This is a genomic window from Microbacterium schleiferi (genome assembly GCF_015565955.1).
Classification (GTDB): Bacteria; Actinomycetota; Actinomycetes; order Actinomycetales; family Microbacteriaceae; genus Microbacterium; species Microbacterium schleiferi_A.
Map to the genome: position 1 here is coordinate 303521 of NZ_CP064760.1, position 24389 is coordinate 327909.

The window sequence follows — 24389 nt, forward strand, 5'->3', positions numbered from 1 at the left end:
AGCCCGGTGCTCGGACTCGTGAGGATGGCAAAACGTGAGAGTTCGCCCTCGGGGGCCTGCAGACGGAGCATCCTAGACGTGTGAGTGCGACGAACCCCCGAGACGAGTATGAGGCGCTGAACCACGCCGTCGACCGTCTCGTGCGCCGCATCCCGTGGGCTGACGAAGAGAGCGTTCGTCTCATGGTCGCCGAAGAGGTCGCAGCCCTCAGTGAGGCGAGATTGCGTCACTTCATCCCGGCGATGGTCGAGGCTCGGGTACTGCGGCGGCTCCGCGCGCCAGGTCCGCTCCCCGTCTCAGCGTGATGCGCGCTCTGGGCGCGGCGGGCGAATCTCAGGAGATCGTGACGGCGGTGCCGTACGCGCAGACCTCGACGCCGCCACTGTCACCGTAGTCGTTGGTCTCGAACCGGAACGCGACGACGGCGTTGCCGCCCTTCGACTCCGCTTCGGCCGACAGTCTCGAGAGGGCCTCGAGACGAGTCTCGTGAAGCAGCTCGGTGATGCCCTTGAGCTCGCCGCCGGCGAGCGCCTTGAACGAGGCGCCGATGTTGGCCCCGATGTGGCGCGAGCGCACGGTGAGTCCGAAGACCTCTCCGTGTACGGCGGTGATGGTGTGGCCGGGGACGTCGTTCGTCGTGACGATCAGCATGGCGCCAGTCTGCCAGCGCGCGTGTCGCTGCGGAAGAGGTGCCGCACGCGGATGCGCTAGGTGGGGTTCTCGTTCGTGGGAATGGCCACCAGGAACGCGTCCACCTCGTCGGCGGGCATGTCGATGCCTGCCTGGCAGAGCCGCTCCTGCAGCACTTCGCGGAGGCGGCGACGGTTCGCGCGCGGATGATCCATGCGCGTCTGCGCGAGAATCCCGCGCACCTCCTCCTGCACCGTCGGGGCGTTCATCGCCATCTTCGGCCGGCCCTGGCTGCCGGGGTCGGCGGCCGCTCGGGCGGCGTCCGGCCCGGCATCCCGTCGCAGCCGTCGCGTGAGGGCACGCTCGGCGCGGGGGCTCTCACGCTCGTCGTGGAGTTGCGCGAGCGCCGGCTCATCGGCGTTGCGAACGGTGGAGCTGCGTGTCTGGGCTTCGCGGGTCTTCTGGGTGGGGTTCGTCATAGCGAGCTCCCTTCCGTGCGGTCTGACGCTCAGCTTCCCTCCGCACACGCGTGTGCACCACCCGGTTGACAGATGGCCCCGGGCACGCTCCGCGGCTCGATGCTCAGCCGGCGGCGGACAGTTCGGGCGCAGGCTGCGAGGATGCTGGCGACAGCGAGGTCCGTGCCGTGGTCACTCGGCGATCCGCGAGCGCCACTTCGTGAGCCGCGCCCACGAGCGTCATCGAGCCGGACGCCGCGCGATCAGCTGCCGTTCCCACCCACAGCTCGACAGCCCCGGGCTCGACCCGGCGCACGAGATCCGCACCCGCCGCCGCAAATCGTCCCCCGGGCACATCGAAGGTGATGATCGCGCTCTGACCCGGATCGAGCGCAACCCGCTCGAAGCCGATGAGCTGCGCAACAGGTCGGGTCGTGGACCGATACGGGGTCCGGGCATAGAGCTGGACGACATCCGTTGCGGCGCGCTTCCCGGTGTTGGTGACCGTCACGCTGACGCTCAGGTCCCCGCTGGTGGGTGCGCTCTCGGTGGCCGCAAGGTCGCTGTAGCTGAAGCTCGTGTAGCTCAGGCCGAATCCGAACGGGCGAAGCGGGGTGCTGTCGGCCGTTGTGATCTCCGACGGTCCACCCAGCAGCGGATGCAGATAGCTGTAAGGCTGGGCTCCCGCTGACCGGGGGAGGGAGACCGGGAGTCGGCCCGATGGCGCGACATCGCCGGCGAGGATGCGGGCCAGCGCGCGTCCGCCCTCTTCGCCGGGGAAGAAAGACTGCACGACGGCCGCGACCGCGTCAGGTCCGTCCAGGGCCCAGTCCAGGGCGTAGGGTCGCCCGCTGAGCACGACGAGCACAACGGGCGTGCCGGTCGCGGCGATCGCGGTGACGAGCTCGCGCTGAACACCCGGCAGATCCAGGCTCGAAACGTCGTTGCCTTCCCCGACCGTGCCCCGTCCGAAGAGGCCCGCGCTGTCGCCGACAACGATGACCGCGACGTCGGCATCCTCGGCATCCGCGACGGCCGCCGCAAAGCCGGACCGGTCGTCACCCTCGACGGCGCAGCCCGCCGAGAAACTCACATCGGCGGCGGCAAAACGCTCGCGAATGGCCTCAAGGACACTCGGGGCGTCGAACCCGAGCGGGGTTCCCGGATGATGCGCGAGGACGTGGTTCGCGAAGGAGTAGCACCCCATCAGCGCCGCGTGACCGTCAGCGTTCGGCCCGCTGACAGCGACCCGCAATCCCGGGCCGGCACCCAGCGGGAGCAGACCCTCGTTGCGCAGCAGCACGACCGACTCCTCGGCCAGGCGCCGGGCGACCTCCCGATGGGCGGCGGAGTCGAGATCGACCGCTGTCGGGGGCGTCTCGAACTCGTCGTCGAGCAGTCCCAGCTCCTCCTTTTGGGAGAGCACGCGCAGCACGGCACGGTCGACGAGGGCGACGAACTCCGGATGCTGCGCGAGCATCTCGCGAAGTGGTGCGGTGAACGCATCTCCGGTGGGGAGTTCGACGTCGACGCCGGCGCGCAGCGCGAGCACTGCGGCTTCGCCGCGATCGGCAGCTACCTGGTGCATCGTGTGGAGGAAGGCGACCGAGAAGTAGTCGGCGACGGTCACTCCATCGAACCCCCAGCGGCCCCGCAACACATCGGTGAGGTACGCGGGCGTTGCCGCCGCCGGCAGACCGTCGATCTCGGCGTAGGAGTTCATGACCGACCGAGCACCCCCCTCGATCACTGCCATCTCGAACGGGGGAGGTACACATCCGCCAGCTCGCGCGGCCCCGCGTGCACGGGGGCGTGGTTACGCCCGGCCTGCGACCCCGAATAGCCGACGAAGTGCTTGAGCGTGGCATGCACGCCCTGCGATTGCAGCCCGCGGACGTACGCCGTGCCCACGACACCGACGACGTAGGGATCTTCCGAGATGCACTCGTCTACCCGGCCCCACCGCGGATCCCGGACGACATCGAGGACCGGCGCGAGCCCCTGATGGATGCCGAGCTCGCGCATCGAGCCGCCGATGAGTCCAGCCATCTCGGAAACGAGCTCCGGGTCGAATGCCGCGCCCCACGCGAGCGGGGTCGGGAAGGTCGCGGCTTGCCAGGCGGCCAATCCGGTCAGACACTCCTCGTGGACGATCGCCGGAATCCCCAGCCGCGAGTTCTCGCGCAGGCGTTTCTGCTCGCTCCACAACCACCGCGCCCGCTCGGTCGGGTCGACCGGACGCGTGCCGTAGACACGGGTGAGGTGGCCGATCCCGTGAGCCGAGGCATCCGTGTAGAGCGTCGAGGTCGCCATCTCGCCCTGCAGCGGTGCGACGATGTCGTCGCCCTGGTCGACCCAGAATCCGACGAGCTGCGCCAGCTTCTCATCGAGGGTCATCTCGCCGTGCAGCGATCGCACACGATCACTGACAGCGGGAGTGGGTTCATCGAACACGAGCACAGTTTCCTTCGATCGAGCGGATGACGCGGTCGCGCCATCCGGGGGTGGGTCAGCCCTTGACGGCTCCGGTGAGCCCGCCGACGATGCGGCGTTCGAACAGGCTGAAGAACACGAGCGCGGGGATCATCGACAGCGAGGTGAAGGCCAGCACCTTGGCGGTATCCACCGAGTACTGCGATGCGAACGCTTGGACACCGAGCGGCAGCGTGAAGCTCCCCTCGTTGTTGAGGATGAACAACGGCAGCATGTAGCTGTTCCAGCTCGCGATGAACGCGAGGATGCCGACCGTGATCACCCCGGGCATCGAGAGCGGGATCACCATGCGCCAGAAGAAGCCGAGTCTGCTGCATCCGTCGATGAATGCCGCTTCCTCGATCTCGCGGGGCAAGGCCTGCAGGAAGGGCACCAGGATGATGATCGTGATCGGCAGCGCGAAGGCGACTTGCGGGATGATGACGCCGGCGAGGGAGTTCATGAGCCCGAGGTTTCGCACCAGGATGTACAGCGGCGTGATCGCTACCGTCATCGGGAACATGAGCCCGGCCGCGAACACGGCGTAGAGCACGCCGCGCATGCGGAACCGGTAGCGCGCCAGGACGTAGGCCGCCATGAGCCCCAGGGTGACGACGAACAGGGTCGTCGCAATGGCGGCGATCGACGAGTTGAGCACCTCGCGCCAGAAGACCTCGCTCACGAGGACGTCGACGTAGTTCTCGATCCGCCACGTTGCCGGCAGCCCCGCGGGGTCCTGCGTGATCTCGGAGTTGCTGCGGAACCCGCCGATGATGATGTAGGCCACCGGGACGAGGATCGACACCACCAGCGACCAGGCGAGGAAGTAGATGAAGAAGTTGCCGGCGCGTTGCCCCGGCGTGCGTTGGGGCCGACGCCGACCGGTGCGACCTCCGGGCGCGGTCAGGGTTGCGGTAGCCATCAGTTGTTACCTCCCGTAACGGCGCCCTCGGTGTCGCGGCGCAGCACGAAGCGCTGGTAGAGCAGGGCGACCGCGAGCGAGATGAGGAAGATGACGACGGCGACGGCGCTGCCGTAGCCGAAGCTGCCGGCGTTTCGTCCCGTCACGACCATGTAGGTCGCCATCGTCGAGGTCCCGGCGGTCGAGGCGACGTACTGCCCCCAGATGATGTACACGAGGTCGAAGAGCTGGAGCGATCCGATGATCGAGAGGAACGCCCAGATGCGGAGTGTTGGCCCTAGGAGGGGGAGGGTGATTCGCCGCTGGATCTGCCAGTACGACGCCCCGTCGATCGCGGCGGCTTCGTAGAGTTCCTCGGGGATGCCCTGCAGACCTGCAAGGAAGAGGATGACGGCGAATCCGATGTACTTCCAGGTGATGATCCCCATCAGCGTCCAGATCGCGAGATCCGGGTTGGAGAGCCAATCCTGTGCAAGCGCGCCGAGCCCGACCTTCTCGAGGAAGTCGTTGAGTGCACCGTTGGTGGCGAGCATGAGACTCCACCCGGTGCCGACGACCACCTCGGCGATGACGTACGGCACGAAGATGAGAACACGGATGATCGACTGACCGCGCATCTTGCGATTAAGCAGAAGCGCGAGCGCGATAGCGATCGGGCCCTGAATCACCAGCGAGAGCACGACGATGATCGCGTTGTGCCACAGCGCCGCCTGGAAGGCCGGATCGGTGAGGATGACGAGGTAGTTGTTGAGGCCGACGAAGTCGGTGGCCGGTCCGTAGCCGCTCCAGCTGAAGAAGCCGTAATACGCGGCCATCACGACCGGGAAGATCACGAAGGCCAGGAAGACGATCAGCGCAGGCCCGATCAGGATGCCGATCTCGGCGCGCGAGCGCCACGATCTGCGTCGCCGCGAGCGCGGGGAGGGGGACGACGCCGGGGCGCCGTCCCCCTCTTCCGTGACGCTCACGACCGCATCCGTGACCGGATAGGTTCGTTCGCTAACGGACATGGTTGCCTATCAGCCTCGCGCGGCGGCGTCGTTGACAGCCTGAACGATGGCTTCGGGCGAGCCGTTGCCTGCGAGCAGGTCGACGACCGCGACGTTCAGCGCGTTGCCGACGTTCTGGCCGTAGAGCGTGTCGAGCCACAGCACGACGTAGGGGGCGTCGCTGTAGGCCTCGAGCACCGACTGGAGGGCCGGCGTCGTGACCACACTCTGTGCCTCGTTGCTGGCAGGCAGTGTCTGGAACGCCTCGGCGTAGGCCTCCTGCTGGTCCTTGGTGGCCAGGAAGTTCAGGAAGTCGACGCACTCTTCCGGGGCATTGATCCAGCACGAGTATCCGTCTGCACCGCCCATCATGGCGCCGGGAGCGCCGTCGCCACCCTCGATCTCGGGGAACGGGAACCAGCCCAGGTCAGGAAGCGGCTGCTCGTCGGGAGTGAGCGAAGCGATCACACCGGGGTTCCATGCCCCCATGAGCTCCATCGCGGCCTGGCGGTTGGCCAGCAGACCCGCCGACGAGCCGGCACCCTGCTGTGCGGGGGTCGTGAGGAAGCCATCGTTGAACGGCTCGGTGGCGACGAAGTCGGCGAGGTCCTCGCCAGCGCGCAGCCAGCACTCGTTGTCGAACGAGCGTGTCTGGGCAGCTTCTTCCATCGCGTCCTGCGAGCACTCCCGCAGGGCGAAGTTGTAGTACCAGTGAGCGGCCGGCCAGGCATCCTTGGCGCCCACGGCGATCGGCGTGATGCCGGCGGCCTTGAGGGTGTCGTTCACATCGACGAGCTCGTCGATCGTGCCGGCGGGCTCGACCCCGGCATCGGCAAACAGGTTCTCGCTGTAGAAGATGCCCTCGGGCAGCACGGCGAGGGGCATGCCGAACACCTTGCCGTCGATCGTGAAGGCGCTCAGCGACGACGACATCGCCGACTCTGCTTCCGCCGAGATCTTGCCCGTGAGGTCCATGACCTGACCGGCATCGACCACGTCCGCGAGCTTGCCGCCGCCGCGGGCCATGAACACATCGGGCGCGTCGCCCGCGTTCAGGGCGGTCTGGAGCTTGCCGTCCATGTCTTCGTTCTGGATCGACTGGACCTCGACGGTGACATCCGGGTTCTCCGCCATGAAGGCGGCTGCGGCATCTTCCCAGTACTGCACGCCGTCACCGGTCGTCGAGTTCTGCCAGACGGTCAGCGTGACCTGTCCGTCTCCCGACTCTCCGCTCGAGCCGCTGCATCCGCTCAGTGCGAGCGCGCCGACGGCGAAGACTGCCGACGCTGTGAGGACTTTGCTGTATCTCATGTGATTCTCACCTGTTCTCTTCGTTGAGGAGCGGCTCGTCCATCGAGCCGCCGCTGCGTGGTCACGGTGTTCGCCGGGTGAGCTACCCGTGTCCGGCGTGCCGTGGGGGCGACGTGGGAACAGTGTCGCCACGGCACACAAAACGTGTCAAACGTTTTCGAAAACCTTTTCAAGATCCGCTAGTGTGACGGTTCATGGCACGACGTCCGACGATCACCGACATCGCTACGGCAGCGGGGGTGTCGGTGGCCACCGTCTCCAAGGCCGTCAACGGCCGGTACGGCGTGGCCCCCGAGACCGTCGAGAAGGTCATGCGTGTCGTCGCCGACATGGGGTACGAGTCGAGCCTCGTCGCCAGCCGAATGCGCGGCGTGCGCACGGGCGTCGTCGGCGTGCTTGTCGCCGAGTTCGAGCCGTTCAGCGCCGAGGTTCTCAAGGGCGTCGGGGCCGCCGCAGGGCCTTTGGAGCTTGACGTCCTCGCCTACAGCACGCCCCGACGCGTCCACGGCGCGGGCTGGGAGAACACCTCGCTCGCGAGACTTGCCGGGAGCCTCATCGACGGTGCGATCATCGTGACGCCGACCGTGGAAGCGATCGTCGCCGATATCCCGGTCGTTGCGATCGACCCCCACGTGGGGCCGGGCGACGGCGTGCCCACGGTCGAAGCCGACAGCTTCGGAGGCGCGGTCTCGGCCGTCAAGTACCTGATCGAGCTCGGTCACCGTCGCATCGGTTTCGTTGCCGGACGCCCCGACCTTCGATCCTCTCGCGCCCGCGACGCCGGCTATCGGCGCGCCCTGTCCGACTCCGGCATCCCCTACGACCCCGAGGTCGTGCGGGTCGGCTTCTACGAGCAGGATGCGGCGCGCACCGCGGCGCTGTCGTTGCTGGACTCTCCCCGGCGTCCGACAGCGGTGTTTGCGGCAAACGATCTCTCGGCGATCGGAATCATCGAGGTCGCGCGTGAGATCGGGCTCGAGGTTCCCCGCGATCTGTCGGTCATCGGGTTCGACGATGTGCTCGAGGCATCCCGGATGTCGCCGCCGCTGACGACGGTCCGCCAACCGATGCGGCGTCTGGGAGCCGCGGCGATGTCGTTGCTGACGACGCTCATGAACGGCGAGGAGCCGCCCGAGCGCCATGTGCGCCTGGCTACGCAGCTCATCCCGCGTGCGACAACAGCCCCGCCGAGGCAGTCACCCTAGGGGTAGCGCGACCAGCACGGCGATGCCGAGCGCCCCGACCAGGACGACGAAGACCGCCAGAGTCAGCAGAAGCGCGCCGTCGGGAACCAGCGTGTGATCGCGGATGTCGACGGTGGCATATGACAGCCGTTCGTAGCGGCGGCGTGACCACCGCCACAGCACGGCAGAGAAGATCACCCCGAGGATGCCCGGGAGAATCCACCAACCACTTCCGAGGGCATCCGGCAGCAGCCGCATAGCGACGACCGATCCGACCGCGACGCTCAACGCGGTCCGGCGCCACGCGAGCTCGGTGCGCTCCGGTTGGAGGCCGGGGTCGAAGAGTTCGTCGTTCACGGGTGCGCGAGTTCACGCAAAGACGATGGCGAGAAGGATGAGCGCTGCTGACACGGTCACCGCCACGCCCGTGACCGCACCCAGGAGCGACCCCGGCAGTGGGCTGTTCAGTCGCAGCGCGCGCTCACTTCTTTGCCACCCGAACCAAGCCAGGGCGGGGGTGATCATCCCCATCACGATCAGCACGAGGCTCGCTGCCAGGCGCAGACCTGGGTGCAGCGCAAGACCGAGCACCTCGAGGGCGACGCCGCCAGCGATGAGGGCAAGGGCGGTGCGGATCCAGGCGAGGAAGGTGCGTTCGTTGGCCAGCGTGAACCGGACATCCGGTTCCGAACCGTGACGGTAGACAGAGTGCGGAAACCGCGTACCCATCGGTCCTCCCTGATCGCTGAATCATCACCCTAGCGCGACACCGCTCGCCTCCTCGGGGCTGGCGGGCGCGGCTCAGGCGCTCAGCGCGGCACGGAGCTGGTCGATGGCCTCGCCCCACCCCGGATCCCCGGCTCCCGCCCACTCCGCCGCCAGTTCGCTGCTCGAGCCGCACGCCGCGGTCACAGCCGCCATCGCGAGCGCGACAGTGTCATCGGTCGGCCGACCTGCGCGCGCGATGAAGGAGTCGACTTCCTCGGTGTACGCATCCTGCTGCGTCGCACGGCCCACCCCGTGAGCAACGACCTCTGCCGCTGCGACAGCGATGATCGCCGTGTCGTGATCGATATCCCCACCGGTGTCGAGGGCGTCGGCAAGCGCGTCGTCGATGACGCGCCAATCCGACTCCTCCTCCAGTTCCCCTGCCCAGTCGGCCGCGACATCATTGCCGAACGGCTCAACACTCCATGCACCCATAACCCACACGGTATGCGTCGAGGATGAACGGTTCCCCCTCGTGCGGTGGACCCGGCGTGACCGCCACGGGAAGGATCGTCGTGCGCTGCCGCTGCGCCGGTAGGGAACGGGCGACTCAGCGTGCCGGCGTGTCCGAATCACTCGGATGCGGGGGCGCACCGACATCGGCGATCGGAAGCGTGATCTGCGCGCAGGTGCCGACCGGCTCTGCCCGAGCCAACTCGATCTTGCCGTCCATGACCGACAGGAGTTCCTTGACGATCGCGAGCCCGAGACCTGTCCCCGGCACGCCACGGCTCGTGCTCGAAGAGCTTCGGTAGAACCGATCGAAGATGTGCGTCAGGTCCTCGTCGGCGATTCCCTCGCCCTCATCCGAGATCGTCACGACGACCTGGTGATCGGTGCGGTAGGCGACGACCGACACCGTTCCGCGGTCGGGTGAGAACTTGATCGCGTTGGTGAGGATGTTGGTGAACACGCGGGTGAGGTCGATCTCACGCCCGTGGACGGGGAGATCCGCCTCGATCTCCGTGGCGACCCGCAGTTTGCGATGCTGGATGCTGTGCTTGGCATCCTCGATGCTGCGTTGCAGAGCGAGACCCGCATCCATGACCGGCAGGGCGTCAGCCGCAGCGGGCCCGCGGCTGAGCTTGGAAACCAGCAGAACATCGTCGATCACCCCGCGCAGCCGCGTCGCATTGCGCAGGATGACGTCGACCTGAGCGCGAACGCTCGGGTCATCCGTCGTGTCGCTGAGCTCCTCGGCGAACCCGAGGATCGAGGTGATCGGGGTTCGAAGTTCGTGCGTGACGCTCGCGACGAAGTCGACCTTCTGCTGCGTGAGCGCCTGGAACGTTCTGCTGACCTGACGCTCTCGTTCCAGTCGCCATTCCATCTCCCGCTCGGCTTCGCGGAGGGGGCGCAGGTCCTGCACGGAGACGAGGAGCACGCGGTTCAAGCCCGTTCGATTGACCGCGTCGATGGTGATCGTGGCTGGCGGGTTGCCCGGTGCGACCTCTTCCCAGTCCACCGTCACCGAGACGTCGTAGGTGGCCTCCGAGAGCGAGGGGCGCAGGAGCGCGTCCTCGCGCAAACGCCACCGCCCCGTGTCCGAGCGTTCGAATTCGCTGCGCAGCATCACGACGGCTGAGGCGTTGACCTCAAGAACGGTGTACTTGCCCGGAGCGTCTTCCTGCAAGATCGCGAAGCCGCTCTTGGACTGTCGGAACGCATCGTGCAACAGGTGGGACACCGCCATCTGCTTGCTTTCGAGTGCGCGTCTGTCGTTCTGGGATGCCGAAATCGCGAGCGTCGTCGCGCCCAGGCAGATCGTGAAGACCTGGAGCGCTGTCGCTGTCGCGAGGTCGGGACTTGCGGCGGCGTACGCGCCGCCACCGATGACGGTCAACCCCGCAGCAGTGCCGACCACGGCGAGTAGCTGCACCGCGACGAAGTACATGGGCTCGGCAACCGCCGCCCATGCCATCAGCGGCATGGCGAGAATGGGAACCGCGACGGGGGTGCCGGGGAAGAACGCCGCGGTTGTGGCTGCAAGCATCGCGACGGTCAGCACGATGCTGCGCCACCACCGCACTGACGCCACGCGCGGGATGGCGATGAGCCCGAGAGGAGCGATCAAGACCATCGCCGAGAGGTGTGACGAGCCGATCGTCCAGAAGACCTCGACGAAGTCGCCGCCGCTGAATTCGCGAGCGACTCCCATCAGGGCCCCCACGAGTGCGGCGCCGCTGATCGCCGCGATCGCGAAACGGCCGACATCCCTCAGCGTGGTCAGCCGAGGGCGGTCCTGTTCGCTCGAGAGGGCCGTGGCAACCAGCCACGCCTCGGCCGCCGTGCCGATCGCGCCCAGAACGATCACCAGCAGGGGACGACCGGCGACGGCCGAGCCCACGCCTGAGGCCAGACCCACCCCGATCGCGGTCAGCCATCGCCATCGTCGCGGTGACGCCGCCGCCGCGACGGCGCCGATGGCTGCCGTCGGCCACCACCAGGCGAGGCTCATCTCGCCACGCTGCTCGAGAGCGAACACGACGGCGAGTACCCCGCCCAGCGCGACCAGTCCGGTGACGAAGACCGCTCGCCAGACCGGCGGCGCCAGGCGAACCGTCGCTGCAACGCTAGGCCGCGTCATTCACGATCCCTTCTGACCTGCCCACCCCTTCGGACTAGCATGGCTCACAGCAAGGCCTTTCGCAGGTCTGAAGCAGTCTTTTGCGAAACGGAGGGGTCGGGTGGCGCGCATTATTGTCATCGATGACGACGCGGACATCGTCCGCCTCGTCGCGATCCGTCTCGAGCGCGCAGGCCATGAGGTCGATGAGTACTACGACGGCACGTCGGGACTCGAGGCTATCCAGTCCGCCAAACCCGACCTCGCCGTCGTCGACTGGATGATGCCCGGCCTTGACGGTATCGCGGTCGCGCAGGCCGTCCGGGCGGATGCCGCACTGGCCTCCATGCCGTTGCTTCTTCTCACCGCTCGGTCAGACCCTGCCGAGCACGACTACGCCTGTGCGCAGGGATTCTCTGCCGTCGTGACCAAGCCGTTCTCGAAGGTGGAGTTGCTGGACGCTGTTACCGCGTTGCTTCCGGATCAGGGCGATCCCGAAGCTGGCTGAGGGGATCTGCCAACAGCCCCGCGAACGCGGCCTCGGCGGCGCCGATCAGAAGTCGATCATCCGCGAGGACCGCAGCGCGGATGTCGACATCCTCGGCGTTCGCGGGCATCGACTGCGACCGCACGAGGCCGGTGAGCTGGTCGGCGGCGCCCTCGGCGAGCATCGCGAGGAAGCCACCGAGCACGATCGCGCGGGGGTTGAGGACATTGACGGCGTTGGCAAGCGCGGTCGCGAGGACTCGTCGTTGCCGGTCGGTCTCGGCTGCGACGGCGGGGTCGCCAGATGCTGCCAGGGCCGCCGCCAGCGTCGGATCGTCAACGCCTGTGAGCCCGAGCGTCCGCAGGAGACGCGCGCGGCTGACCTCGTCTTCGAGGACGCCCTCAGGGGCCTGCTGGTCGGTCGTGGCGGCGATGCCAGGGCGGTTCTGGCCGAACTCGCCGGCGTAGCCGGAGACACCGCGCACCGGCATCCCGTGGACGATGAGCCCCCCACCGATGCCGCTGGCGCCGCCGTTGAGATAGACAACATGCTCGAGGCCCCGGGCGGCGCCGTAGAGGTGCTCGGCGATCGCGCCGAGGGTCGCGTCGTTGTCGACGGCTGTCGGCAGCCCCGTGGCATCGGCCACGAGTTCGCGGATCGGTGCGTCGTGCCACTCGAGGTGGGGAGCGGTGCGCACGAGGCCGTCGCGCGCCCGGACGAGCCCGGGAACCGCGACACCCACGCCCACGATGCGGTGAGCTGACAAGGCGGCGTCCCGCCAGTGTGCGATCGTCTCGGCCACGAGCGCCGCCGTCTCTTCGGGTGAGACGAGCTCGGTGCGCTCGATCCGGAGCCGCGCGGCGATCGACTGGTCGAGGCCGACCGCGGCGATCGTGACGGCATCGACCTCGGGGTTGGCGGCGATCGCGACGATCCGAGGATCAGCCGCGACGATCGGCGAGGGGCGCCCCACGCGTCGTGACGGGTCGGGTGCGGTCTCGGTCACAAGACCGCGTGCGCACAGCTCGGCTACCAGGTCAGCGATCGTCGAGCGATTGAGGCCCGTCGCGAGGGTCAATGCCGCGCGCGACCGGGGCCCTTCGAGATGAACCTGTCCGAGGATGCGAGCGAGATTGCGGGTCCTGACGCTGTCGGTTCCCGGCTCGATCATGCGTTCACTGTAGGGGATGGCGGCGGCATCCGTCGTGGTATAGGTTGTCTTTGACAACATAACCCGCGTGCCTCGTGCAAAGGAGCAGTCATGCCCACGCCCACCCCCGCCGACAAGTTCTCTTTCGGTCTCTGGACCATCGGCTACAACGGCGCCGACCCCTTCGGTGGGCCGACCCGACCGGCACTGGATGTCGTCCATGCGGTCGAGAAGCTCGCCGAGCTCGGCGCCTACGGCCTCACCTTCCACGATGATGACCTGTTCGCCTTCGGGTCGACCGACGCCGAGCGCCAGACGCAGATCGATCGTCTGAAGAAGGTCCTCGCCGACACCGGCCTGATCATCCCGATGGTCACCACCAACCTCTTCTCGGCTCCCGTCTTCAAGGACGGCGGCTTCACCTCCAACGATCGCCAGGTTCGCCGCTTCGCGCTCCGCAAGGTGCTGCGCAACCTCGACCTTGCTGCCGAGCTCGGCGCGAAGACCTTCGTCATGTGGGGCGGGCGCGAAGGCGCAGAGTACGACGCCGCGAAAGACATCCGTGCCGCCCTCGAGCGCTACCGCGAAGCCGTCAACCTCCTCGGTGACTACGTGACCGACAAGGGCTACGACATCCGTTTCGCGATCGAGCCCAAGCCCAACGAGCCCCGCGGCGACATCCTGCTTCCGACCGTCGGGCACGCGCTCGCGTTCATCGACTCGCTCGAGCGGCCCGAGCTCGTGGGCCTGAACCCCGAGGTCGGCCACGAGCAGATGGCAGGCTTGAACTTCGCCGCCGGGATCGCCCAGGCGCTCTACCACGGCAAGCTGTACCACATCGATCTCAACGGCCAGCGGGGCATCAAGTACGACCAGGACCTCGTGTTTGGTCACGGTGACCTCCACAACGCCTTCGCCCTCGTGGACCTGCTCGAAAACGGCGGCCCGAACGGTGGGCCGGCCTACGAGGGTCCGCGCCACTTCGACTACAAGCCCAGCCGCACCGAGGACGAGAGCGGCGTGTGGGATTCTGCCGCCGCGAACATGCGCACCTATCTGCTCCTGAAGGAGCGGGCGCAGGCATTCCGCGCTGACCCCGAGGTGCAGGAGGCGCTCGAGGCATCCCGTGTTCCCGAGCTGTCGGTGACGACCCTGGGTGCGGGTGAGTCTTACGACGACCTGCTCGCTGACCGGTCGGCCTACGAGGACTTCGACCCGTCGCAGTACTTCGGCGCCAAGGGCTTCGGTTTCGTCCGCCTCCAGCAGCTCGCCACCGAGCACCTGATGGGCGCCCGCTAAGCGACCGAACGACCGCGCCGGCTCTGCTGCCCGCGGCGGCTAACTCCTCATCGTTCGCGGCTCGGGCCGGATGTGGTTCGCCGATCCGGCCCGACGGCCCCCGACGTTGAGGAGTTACCGACCGCGACGGCGCCCGAGAACACCTGAGGAGAAGCGATGGCACTCGTGATGGGCGTCGACTCGTCGACGCAGTCGTGCAAGGTCGTGATCATGGACGCCGACAGCGGCGTCATCGTGCGCGAGGGCCGTGCGAGCCATCCGGCTGGCACCGAGGTCGACCCCGTCGCCTGGTGGGACGCGCTGCAGGAGGCGATCGCCGCGGCCGGCGGGATCGACGATGTCGCTGCGTGGTCGGTCGGCGGCCAGCAGCACGGCATGGTCGTGCTGGATGCCGAGGGGCAGGTCATCCGTCCGGCGCTGCTCTGGAACGACACCAGATCGGCCAGTGCGGCAGCCGACCTGATCGCCGAGTTCGGCGCCGAGCATCTCGCCCACCGCACAGGCCTCGTGCCGGTGGCATCGTTCACGATCACGAAGCTCCGGTGGCTCCGCGACCACGAGCCCGAGAATGCCGCGCGGGTCGCCGCCGTGGCCCTGCCGCACGACTGGCTGACGTGGCGGCTGCGGGGGTTCGGCCCCCGCGGCGACTCACCGCGCGGGCCCGTGCTCGAAGAACTCGTGACGGACCGCTCGGATGCCTCGGGCACCGGGTACTGGTCGCCGGATGACTGGCAGGCAGACGCGTCAGGGAAGCTCGTGGACGACGGCTACGACCGCGACCTCCTCTTGGCGGCGCTCGGCCACGATGCCGTGCTGCCGCGGGTGCTCGGACCGCGTGAGTGGGTCCTGGATGCCGACGGACGTCGTGTCGCCCCCGGCGCGGGAGACAACGCGGGCGCGGCCCTCGGGGTCGGCGCCGGTCCCGGTGATGTCGTGGTCTCGATCGGAACGAGCGGTACGGTCTTCGCGGTCAGTGCGCAGCGCACGATCGATCCGTCCGGCACGGTCGCCGGTTTCGCGGATGCGAGCGGCCACTTCCTCCCGCTGGTTGCGACCCTCAACGCCGCCCGGGTGCTCGACGCGATCGGCGGCATCCTGGGTGCCGACCATGCGCAGCTGAGCACCCTGGCGCTCGCCGCGGAGCCCGGTGCTGCAGGCCTCACCCTCGTGCCCTACTTCGAGGGCGAGCGCACGCCGAACCTCCCTGACGCGACGGCATCGCTGACGGGCATGACGCTGGCCTCGACGACCCGCGAGAATCTTGCGCGCGCCGCGGTCGAGGGCATGCTCTCGGGACTTGCGGCGGGGCTGGATGCGCTGCGCGATCTGGGCGTGCCGCTCCGGCGGGCGCTCCTGATCGGCGGCGGCGCGCAGTCCGAAGCGGTCCGCGTGATCGCCCCATCGGTCTTCGGGATGCCGGTAGAGGTCCCGACCCCCGCCGAGTACGTCGCCCTGGGCGCCGCCCGTCAGGCCGCGACCGTCCTCGCCTGACACGCGCTCTCCCCGACCGTGCGACTGCAGGGGCGGGCCAGGAACCTGCATCCGGAGCGCGGTTCACAGCGATCTCGTACCCGCGGTTCGTAGGTTGGAGGCATGAGTCACGCGCCGGCCACGGACCCCGCGATCCCCCAGCTCCCGGAGCTGGAATCCGACGAGGTGACCGTCTCGCTCTCGCAACTGCGCGCGGCCCGGGACGAGGTGCAGCGGTTCCTTCTGCCGTACCAGTTCGGGCTGAAAGAGATCGAGACGAAAGTCGAGATTCTGCGGGACGAGTTCTTGCAGTTGCACGACTACAACCCGATCGAGCACATCTCCAGTCGCGTGAAATCCGCCGATAGTCTCGTCGCGAAGGTGGGACGCAAAGGCATCGACGGAGACTTCTCCTCGATTCGCACGCACATCACCGACATCGCCGGCATCCGGGTCACGTGCAGTTTCGTGGCCGACACCTACCGCCTCTTCGATCTGCTCACGCAGCAGGACGACATCGAGGTGCATTCGGTCAAGGACTACATCGCCGCGCCGAAACCCAACGGCTACAAGAGCCTGCATGCGATCGTGCGCGTTCCCGTGTTCCTCTCGACGGGCCGGGTGGACGTGCCGGTCGAGGTGCAGTTCCGCACGATCGCCATGGACTTCTGGGCGAGCCTGGAGCACAAGATCTATTACAAGTTCGACCGCCAGGTGCCCGAGACGCTCCTCGCGGAGTTGAAGGATGCCGCAGCCAGCGCCGCCGAACTTGACGAACGGATGCAGCGCCTGCACCGGCAGGTGCACGGCATCCGCCCCGCCCCGCCTCGCACCCTCGAGGTCTGAACCTCACGCCGACCCCCACACGCTCCACGCTCTACCAGGGCGGTGCTGCCGACAGCAACCACCCCCGTCCCGAATCACGGCTCGACTAGTGTGGGAACCCCATCAGGAAGAGGTACCGAGTGCAGACGTGGCCTGGGTCGGCGTATCCGTTGGGTGCGACCTTCGATGGGAACGGCACCAACTTCGCGCTCTTCAGCGAGGGCGCGGATCGTGTCGAGTTGTGCCTGTTCGGCGAGCGCGGTCGCGAGACCCGCGTCGACATGCTGGAGGTGGATGCCTACGTCTGGCACGCCTACCTGCCGAACGTCGCGCCGGGACAGCGGTACGGCTACCGCGTCCACGGCGAGTATGACCCCGCATCCGGCAAGCGCTTCAACCCGAACAAGCTGCTGTTGGACCCGTATGCCAAGGCCGTCGACGGCCAGGTGAACTGGGGCCAATCGGTCTTCGGCTACACCTTCGGCGACCCCGACTCCCGCAACGACGACGACTCCGGCGCCGACATGATGAAGGGCGTCGTCATCAACCCCTTCTTCGACTGGGGCGGCGACCGCCCGCCGCGCATCCCGTATTCGGAGTCCTTCATCTACGAGGCCCACGTCAAGGGCCTGACGATGAGCCACCCGGACATTCCGGACGAGATCCGCGGCACCTACAGCGCGATCGCGCATCCGCTGATCATCGAGCACCTCAAGCGGCTCGGTGTCACGGCGATCGAACTGCTGCCGGTACACCAGTTCATCAACGATTCGATCCTCGAAGACAAGGGTCTGTCGAACTACTGGGGTTACAACACGATCGCCTTCCTGGCACCGCAGAACACGTACGCCTCCTCCGGCCAGCGTGGTCAGCAGGTGCAGGAATTCAAGGGGATGGTGCGGGCGCTTCATGAGGCCGGCATCGAGGTGATCCTGGATGTCGTCTACAACCACACCGCTGAGGGAAACCACCTCGGGCCGACGCTGTCGTTCCGCGGCATCGACAACGAGGCGTACTACCGGCTCGAAGATGACGACAAGCGGTACTACACCGACTACACCGGCACGGGAAACAGCCTCAATGTCGGCAACCCGCACGCGCTGCAGCTCATCATGGATTCGCTGCGGTACTGGGTGCTGGAGATGCACGTCGACGGCTTCCGGTTCGACCTCGCGGCAACTCTTGCCCGTGAGTTCTACGACGTCGACCGGCTCGCGACCTTCTTCGAACTCGTGCAGCAGGACCCGGTGGTCAGCCAGGTCAAGCTCATCGCCGAGCCCTGGGATGTCGGCCCCGGCGGCTACCAGGTCGGCAACTTCCCGCCGCAGTGGACCGAGTGGAACGGCAAGTACCGCGACACCGTCCGCGACTTCTGGCGCGGCGAGCCCCAGGCTCTCGGGGAGTTCGCCTCCCGGCTGACCGGCTCCAGCGACCTCTACGCGCACTCGGGTCGGTGGCCCGTGGCATCCATCAACTTCGTCACCGCCCACGACGGGTTCACCCTGCGCGACCTCGTCTCGTACGAGCACAAGCACAACGACGCCAACGGCGAGGACGGCCGCGACGGCGCCGACGACAACCGCTCGATGAACTTCGGGGTCGAAGGCCCGACCGACGATCCGGAGATCAACGACCTGCGGGTACGGATGCAGCGCAACTTCATCGCCACTCTGTTGCTGTCTCAGGGCGTGCCGATGCTGCTGCACGGTGACGAGCTCGGCCGCACCCAGCGGGGGAACAACAACGGCTACGCGCAAGACAACGAGCTCACGTGGATCGACTGGGAGAACGTCGATTCGGGTTTGATCGACTTCACGTCAGCGCTGGCCAGGCTGCGCCGCGACCACCCCACGTTCCGCCGCCGCCGCTTCTTCGACGGCCGCCCCGTGCGCCGTGAAGAGGTCGAGCGCATCCCCGACATCGTGTGGCTGCGGCCCGACGGCACGCAGATGCAGCCCGAGGACTGGGACTCCGGATTCGGTCGGTCGATCGGGGTCTTCCTCAACGGCAACGGCATCCGGGAGCGGGACCGACGCGGCGAGCCCATCACCGATGCGCACTTCCTCATCCTGTTCAACGCCGGCGACGAGCCGGTGGAGTTCATCCTCCCCGATGTGGAGTTCAGCCCGAACTGGGATGTGCTGGTGGATACCGCCGGGACGCTCGCCAACACCGAACCCGTCCGCCCGGGCGCGGGCGTCGAGCTCGCCTCCAAGTCGGTGGTGGTCCTGAGTGAGCACGTCGAGGAAGAGGTCGAGGTCGACAGGTTCGTCGCGGCGTCGCTGTCGACGGGCACGATCCAGATCGACGAGGTACCGGGAGCTGCTCCCAAAGAGGAAATGACGAGGTAGTGATGCATCCCACGTCGACGTACCGCCTGCAGATCCGCGCCGCGTTCGACCTGGATGCCGCCGCGGCCGTCCTCGGCTACCTTCGCGATCTCGGCGTGGGCTGGGTCTACCTCTCGCCCCTGTTGCAGTCCACGGCCGGCTCTGATCACGGCTATGACGTCGTGGACCCCACGCGGGTGGATCCAGCCCGGGGCGGCGGTGACGGCCTGGAACGCTTCACGGCTGCCGCACGCGCGGCCGGGCTCGGCATCCTCATTGACACGGTCCCCAACCACATGGGCATCTCCGACCCGACCCAGAACCCGTGGTGGTGGGACGTGTTGCTGCGCGGGCGGGACTCTCGCTACGCCGCCGCGTTCGACATCGACTGGGAGTTCGGCGGCGGCAGGGTGCGGGTGCCCGTGCTCGGATCGGAGGCCGACGAGGTCATCGATGCGATGGAGATCCGGGTGGATCCGGCGCCGACGGCGCTCGCACCGCACGGCACCGTGCGGTACTTCGACCATGTCTTTCCGCTTGCGGAGGGCACGGCTCCGGCGGAGGCGACCTCGTACCCGGATGCCGTGCGCCAGGTTCTCGCCCGCCAGCACTTCGAGCTCCTGTTCTGGCAGCTGGAGGCATCCGAGCTGAACTACCGCCGGTTCTTCGCGGTCTCGACTCTCGCCGGCGTGCGGGTCGAGGACCCCGTCGTGTTCGACGAGGCCCACAAGGAGGTGGCCCGGTGGTTCCGTGAGGGGCTGGCCGATGGGTTGCGTATCGACCACCCGGACGGGCTGGTCGACCCCGGCGGCTACCTCGAAAAACTCGGCGCGCTCACCGGGCGCCGGTACACGCTGGTCGAGAAGATCCTCGAGCACAGCGCGACGCCGCATCCGGAGCTGCTCCCGGCGTGGTGGGACACCGACGGCACGACCGGCTACGACGCCATGGCCGAGATCGATCGCGTCCTCATCGACCCCGACGGCGAAGGGGCGCTCGACGCGCTCGATGAGCGCCTGCGCAGCGCGACTGACCTGCCACCCACACCGACCTGGCCAGATCTCATCCACGAGACCAAACGCATGATCGCCGACACCATCCAGCGGAGCGAGATCAACCGGCTCGTGCGGTGCCTTCCCGAGCCGGTCGCGGATGCCGCAGACGCCCTGGCCGAGATCCTCGCGTGCTTCCCGGTGTACCGCTCCTACCTCCCGGCCGGGCGCGAGGCGCTCGTGGCCGCGCTCGCCGAGGCATCCGAACGGCGCCCCGACCTCCGCGAAGCGATCGAGGCCCTTGCGCCGCTGCTGGCCGACCCGACGCTCGAGGTCGCGCGCCGCTTCCAACAGACGACGGGCCCGGTCATGGCCAAGGGGGTCGAAGACACCGCGTTCTACCGCGCAACCCGGCTCGGCACCCTCACCGAGGTCGGCGGCGACCCGTCGGTGTTCTCGCTACCCGTCGCGGGCCTACACGAGGCGTTCGCCCGGCGGCAGGCGCAGCGGCCCGCATCGATGACGGCGCTGTCGACGCACGACACCAAGCGCGGCGAGGATGTGCGCGCGCGGCTCTCCGTGCTCGCCGAGATCCCGCATCGCTGGGCTGCCGTGCTCGAGGAGCTGCGCGGTATCGCCTCGACGGGCCATGGCCCGTTCGACGCGCTCCTGTGGCAGGCGATCATCGGCTCGTGGCCGGCAACGCCGGAGCGGCTGCACGCCTACGCCGAGAAGGCCGCGCGCGAGGCTGCGGAAGCGACGACGTGGTGGAATCCGGATGCCGACTTCGAGCGACGGATGCACGCGGTCGTGGATGCCGCGTATGGTCCGGGCCGGGAACGGGTCGAGGGTTTCGTCGCCGAGATCGCCCAGCCCGGGTGGAGCAATTCCCTCACGGCGAAGCTCATCCAGCTTGCCGGGCCCGGCGTTCCCGACGTGTACCAGGGGTCCGAGCTGTGGGAGACCTCGCTCGTCGACCCCGACAATCGCCGCGCCGTCGACTTCGAGCAGCGCGCGGCGATGCTCGCCGACCTCAACCGTGGCGCCGACGAGGGACGAATGCCCCCATCGACGGGGCCGGGGCCGCGAAGCTTCTCGTCACCTCGCGCGCGCTAAGGCTGCGCCGCGAGCATCCCGAGCTGTTCACGCGGTATCTTCCCGTGGAGCTGCTCGGCGACGCATCCGACCACGCCATCGCGTTCGACCGCGGCGGGGCGATCGCCGTGGCTACGCGCCTCCCCGTCGGGCTTGCCTCGCGGGGCGGCTGGGGCGATACCCGGATGCTGATCCCGGGCGGCACCTGGACTGACGCGCTCACGGGACGCGCGTATCCCGGCGGCGAGCTGCCGGTGGCGGAGGTTCTGCGCGACTACCCGGTCGCACTCCTGACCCGCGAGACTCCTGCCGTGCGTCCAGACACCCCGGCTCGCGCGGTGTCTGACGCAGGCCACGGTGTCTCGGGTCTGGGGGAAGCGCTGACACGAACGGAGGACGCATGATCGACGTCTGGGCGCCCCGAGCGGAGCGGGTTTGGATGCGCAGACCTGGGCATCCGGATCTGGAGATGACGCTGGGGGTGCGCGGGTGGTGGGCTGCCGAGGTACTCCTGGCCGACGGTGAGGAGTACGGGTTCGTCCTCGGCGACAGTGATGACCTGCGCCCCGACCCGCGCTCGCGTCGCCAGCCCCGCGGCGTGCACGAGGCCTCCGCGTTCTTCGACCCCGACGCCTTCTCGTGGACCGACGCCGCGTGGACCGGGCGCCAACTGGCGGGCGGCCTCATCTACGAGATGCACGTGGGCACCTTCACTCCCGACGGCACCCTGGATGCGGCGATCGAGCGGTTCGATCACCTCGTCTCGCTCGGGGTCACGCACGTCGAGCTGCTCCCGGTCAACGGTTTCAACGGCGTCTGGAACTGGGGCTACGACGGCGTGCTCTGGTACACCGTGCACGAGGCCTACGGCGGCCCCGCGGCCTACCAGCGGTTCGTGGATGCCGCGCACGCCGCGGGCCTCGCGGTCATCCAGGATGTCGTCTACAACCACCTCGGGCCGAGCGGCAACTATCTGCCCGAGTTCGGGCCGTACTTGCGAGATGCCGCCCGCAACACCTGGGGTCTGTCGGTCAACCTGGACGCGCGCGAGGTGCGCGACTACATCGTCGAGAACGCGCTCATGTGGCTGCGCGATTATCACGTCGACGGACTGCGGTTGGATGCCGTCCACGCTCTCCACGACGAGAGCCCGACCCACATCCTGCAGGAACTCGCCGAGGCCGCCGACGCGCTCTCCGCCCATCAGGGCACGCCGCTGAGCCTCATCGCGGAGTCCGATATGAACGATCCGACCCTGATCCTGCCGCGGGAGGCTGGCGGATACGGGCTGACCGCGCAGTGGAGCGATGACTACCACCACGCGCTGCACGTCGCGATCACGGGCGAGACCGTGGGGTACTACGAGGACTTCGGCGCGCTCGGCGCCCTCCCGAAGGTCTGGACCGAGGGGTTCTTCCACAACGGCACCTACTCGTCGTTCCGGGGGCGCGATCACGGCTTCCCGATCCCGCCCGCGGTTCCCACCTGGCGCCTGGTCACCTTCGGCCAGGATCACGATCAGATCGGCAACCGCGCCGCCGGTGACAGGCTCAGCCAGACCCTCTCCACCGACCGGCTCGCCATCGCTGCCGTCCTCACCCTCACCACCCCGGGCACGCCGATGCTGTTCATGGGCGAGGAGTGGGGGCCTCCACGCCGTGGCAGTTCTTCACGTCGCATCCGGAGCCAGAACTCGGCGAGGCTACCGCGACCGGTCGCGTCGAGGAGTTTGCGCGCATGGGCTGGGACCCGGCGATCGTGCCCGATCCGCAGGATCCCGAAACGTTCCGCCGGTCAACGCTGAACTGGGCCGAGGCATCCACCTCGCCGGAGGTGGGCGTCGACCACGCGCGACTGCTGCAGCTCTACCGCGACCTCGCGACTCTGCGTCGGGAGCGGCCCGAGCTGACGGACCCGCTGTTCGCCGACTGCGACGCCCTGTCGGGAAGCGGCGCCGACAGTGAGGACCCGCGAGCACGGTGGTTCGTACTCCAACGCGGCGAGCTTTCGGTACTCGTGAACCTCACCGGGGCATCGCACACCTTCGCGGCCCCGCCGGATGCCGTGGTTCTGCTGCACACGGGAACTCCGGATGCCTCAGGCCTCGCTGAGAGCGCTGAAGCCGCACTCCGGCATGAATCGCCAGGCGCGGCATCCTTCATCACCCTCGCCCCCGACTCTGCCGCGATCGTAGGCCCCGCCCGACCCTGAGCCGCGGGCGGCGTCGCGCTCGCTATCGTGAGGGGATGGCCGCGAACCTCCTGATCGTTCCCCTTCTGGCAGCGCTCGCTCCGTTGGTGACTCGGGTGATCGGGCGGTGGTTCGCGGTTCCGATCGTGGTGTTCGAACTCGTGCTCGGCATTCTGGTCGGGCCGTCCGTTCTCGCCTGGGTCGAACCGATCGAGTTTCTCGCGACGATGGCGCAGTTCGGGCTGGCGATGCTGTTCTTCGTCGCCGGGGCCGAGCTCGACTTCGCGGCCTTCCGGGGACGGACGGGCCGCAACGCCGCCGTCGGATGGCTCCTCTCGCTCGGGATCGGCATCCTCATCGGCCTGTTCGTGGGTCCGCTGGGGGCGGCGATCATCATCGGCATCGCGCTGTCGTCGACGGCCCTCGGGACGATCCTTCCCATCCTTCGCGACGCCGGCGAACTGAAAACCCCGTTCGGAAAGGCCGTCGCGGCCGTCGGCGCGGTCGGCGAGTTCGGACCGCTCGTCGCGATCTCTGTCTTCCTGGGCGGACGCGACCCCGGCGTAGCCTCCATCGTGCTCGCGGGCTTCCTCGTGATCGCCGGGCTGGCGATCTGGCTGGCCTTCCGCATCCCCCACGGCATGATGCACCGAGTCGTGAGCGCGACCCTGCACACGTCAGGTCAGTACGCCATCCGTGTTGTCTTCCTCATCCTGGGCGCGTTGCTCGCGCTGAGCATCGCGCTCGACCTCGACATCCTGTTGGGTGCGTTCACCGCGGGCATCGTGTGGCAGCTGATGATGCGCGACGCGTCGGAGGAGAACCGCGAAGCCGTCGAGAGCAAGATCGAGGGCATCGCGTTCGGGTTCCTTGTGCCGATCTTCTTCATCTACACCGGTGTCACCTTCGACCTTGCCGCGCTGCTGGCCAATCCCATGCTGCTGCTGTTCGTGCCCGTGGTGCTCCTTGCGTTGCTGATCGTGCGCGGGCTTCCCTCGTTGCTCGTCGCGCCGCCGGGCTCGAGCGTTCGCGACCGCGTCGCCCTCGGGCTGCTCGGCGCGACGGGGCTGCCGATCATCGTTGCTGTCACCGCGATCGGCGTCGACGAGAAGCTCCTCACATCGGCGCAGGCGGCGTTGTTCGTCACCGCGGGGATGCTGTCGGTGCTGATCTATCCGCTTGTCGGCATGCTGCTGCGGGGCGAGCGCGTCCGCCCCGTCCCTGCTGAGCTCGACGACGCGGTGTGACCCG

General features: G+C 68.1%; 18 protein-coding genes and 3 pseudogenes. 10 read left to right on the top strand and 11 right to left on the bottom strand.

What is annotated here, in order from left to right; translation table 11 throughout:
- The first annotated feature begins 80 nt into the window (after positions 1 to 80).
- A complete protein-coding gene (locus IT882_RS01515) occupies positions 81 to 305 on the top strand; it encodes a three-helix bundle dimerization domain-containing protein (RefSeq protein ID WP_195692877.1) in 225 nt (74 codons plus the stop codon).
- Positions 306 to 333: 28 nt separating this feature from the next.
- Here IT882_RS01515 and IT882_RS01520 read toward each other — a convergent pair whose 3' ends face one another.
- The 6 genes and pseudogenes from IT882_RS01520 to IT882_RS01545 form a co-directional block, all read right to left on the bottom strand.
- A complete protein-coding gene (locus IT882_RS01520) occupies positions 334 to 651 on the bottom strand; it encodes a YbjQ family protein (RefSeq protein ID WP_195692878.1) in 318 nt (105 codons plus the stop codon).
- Between the two features lie 56 nt (positions 652 to 707).
- Complete coding sequence (locus tag IT882_RS01525; protein WP_195692879.1) at positions 708 to 1109, bottom strand: hypothetical protein; 402 nt, start codon at positions 1107 to 1109, stop codon at positions 708 to 710.
- Between the two features lie 103 nt (positions 1110 to 1212).
- Positions 1213 to 3485, bottom strand: a pseudogene (locus tag IT882_RS01530) (beta-glucosidase).
- Positions 3486 to 3597: 112 nt separating this feature from the next.
- Positions 3598 to 4482 carry a carbohydrate ABC transporter permease gene (locus IT882_RS01535; protein WP_195692880.1) on the bottom strand — a complete coding sequence of 295 codons (885 nt, stop codon included), beginning with the start codon at positions 4480 to 4482 and terminating at the stop codon, positions 3598 to 3600.
- Positions 4482 to 5492, bottom strand: a complete 1011-nt coding sequence (locus tag IT882_RS01540) for a carbohydrate ABC transporter permease (RefSeq protein WP_195692881.1) — start codon at positions 5490 to 5492, stop codon at positions 4482 to 4484. The genes IT882_RS01535 and IT882_RS01540 overlap by 1 nt, the downstream gene beginning before the upstream one ends.
- A gap of 9 nt (positions 5493 to 5501) precedes the next feature.
- Positions 5502 to 6782, bottom strand: coding sequence for an extracellular solute-binding protein (locus IT882_RS01545; protein ID WP_195692882.1), 1281 nt, complete (start codon positions 6780 to 6782; stop codon positions 5502 to 5504).
- A 194-nt stretch (positions 6783 to 6976) separates the two neighbouring features.
- Here IT882_RS01545 and IT882_RS01550 point away from each other — a divergent pair, with 194 nt between their 5' ends.
- Positions 6977 to 7987 (top strand): LacI family DNA-binding transcriptional regulator, encoded by a 1011-nt coding sequence (locus IT882_RS01550; RefSeq protein ID WP_195692883.1) that lies wholly within the window; start codon positions 6977 to 6979, stop codon positions 7985 to 7987.
- Here the strand turns inward: IT882_RS01550 and IT882_RS01555 are convergent.
- The 4 genes from IT882_RS01555 to IT882_RS01570 form a co-directional block, all read right to left on the bottom strand.
- The gene (locus IT882_RS01555) at positions 7979 to 8323 is read right to left on the bottom strand and encodes a DUF202 domain-containing protein (RefSeq protein ID WP_195692884.1); all 345 of its coding nucleotides are present in this window, start codon (positions 8321 to 8323) and stop codon (positions 7979 to 7981) included. The two genes, IT882_RS01550 and IT882_RS01555, sit on opposite strands and share 9 nt — an antisense overlap.
- Before the next feature lie 12 nt (positions 8324 to 8335).
- On the bottom strand, positions 8336 to 8695 hold the full coding sequence (locus IT882_RS01560) for a YidH family protein (RefSeq protein WP_195692885.1): 360 nt from the start codon (positions 8693 to 8695) through the stop codon (positions 8336 to 8338).
- Positions 8696 to 8767: 72 nt separating this feature from the next.
- Entirely contained in the window at positions 8768 to 9169 is a 402-nt protein-coding gene (locus tag IT882_RS01565) for a DUF4259 domain-containing protein (RefSeq protein WP_195692886.1), read from the bottom strand.
- 115 nt (positions 9170 to 9284) lie between these two features.
- The gene (locus IT882_RS01570) at positions 9285 to 11321 is read right to left on the bottom strand and encodes an ATP-binding protein (RefSeq protein ID WP_195692887.1); all 2037 of its coding nucleotides are present in this window, start codon (positions 11319 to 11321) and stop codon (positions 9285 to 9287) included.
- A 100-nt stretch (positions 11322 to 11421) separates the two neighbouring features.
- On the opposite strand from IT882_RS01570, the gene IT882_RS01575 reads away from it, so the two are divergent.
- Entirely contained in the window at positions 11422 to 11808 is a 387-nt protein-coding gene (locus IT882_RS01575; RefSeq protein ID WP_195692888.1) for a response regulator transcription factor, read from the top strand.
- Here the strand turns inward: IT882_RS01575 and IT882_RS01580 are convergent.
- Positions 11765 to 12958, bottom strand: a complete 1194-nt coding sequence (locus IT882_RS01580) for an ROK family transcriptional regulator (protein ID WP_195692889.1) — start codon at positions 12956 to 12958, stop codon at positions 11765 to 11767. The two genes, IT882_RS01575 and IT882_RS01580, sit on opposite strands and share 44 nt — an antisense overlap.
- A gap of 90 nt (positions 12959 to 13048) precedes the next feature.
- Here IT882_RS01580 and xylA point away from each other — a divergent pair, with 90 nt between their 5' ends.
- From xylA to IT882_RS01615, 7 genes and pseudogenes are all read left to right on the top strand, one after another.
- A complete protein-coding gene (gene xylA / locus IT882_RS01585) occupies positions 13049 to 14236 on the top strand; it encodes a xylose isomerase (protein WP_195692890.1) in 1188 nt (395 codons plus the stop codon).
- A gap of 156 nt (positions 14237 to 14392) precedes the next feature.
- A complete protein-coding gene (gene xylB, locus IT882_RS01590; protein ID WP_195692891.1) occupies positions 14393 to 15727 on the top strand; it encodes a xylulokinase in 1335 nt (444 codons plus the stop codon).
- A gap of 102 nt (positions 15728 to 15829) precedes the next feature.
- Positions 15830 to 16552 carry a GTP pyrophosphokinase gene (locus IT882_RS01595; RefSeq protein WP_195692892.1) on the top strand — a complete coding sequence of 241 codons (723 nt, stop codon included), beginning with the start codon at positions 15830 to 15832 and terminating at the stop codon, positions 16550 to 16552.
- A gap of 119 nt (positions 16553 to 16671) precedes the next feature.
- A complete protein-coding gene (glgX, locus tag IT882_RS01600) occupies positions 16672 to 18882 on the top strand; it encodes a glycogen debranching protein GlgX (RefSeq protein ID WP_195692893.1) in 2211 nt (736 codons plus the stop codon).
- Between the two features lie 2 nt (positions 18883 to 18884).
- Positions 18885 to 21247, top strand: a pseudogene (treY, locus tag IT882_RS01605) (malto-oligosyltrehalose synthase); the annotation flags it as partial.
- A gap of 101 nt (positions 21248 to 21348) precedes the next feature.
- Positions 21349 to 23159, top strand: a pseudogene (treZ, locus tag IT882_RS01610) (malto-oligosyltrehalose trehalohydrolase).
- Between the two features lie 35 nt (positions 23160 to 23194).
- The gene (locus tag IT882_RS01615; protein WP_195692894.1) at positions 23195 to 24385 is read left to right on the top strand and encodes a cation:proton antiporter; all 1191 of its coding nucleotides are present in this window, start codon (positions 23195 to 23197) and stop codon (positions 24383 to 24385) included.
- The last annotated feature ends 4 nt before the right edge of the window (positions 24386 to 24389 follow it).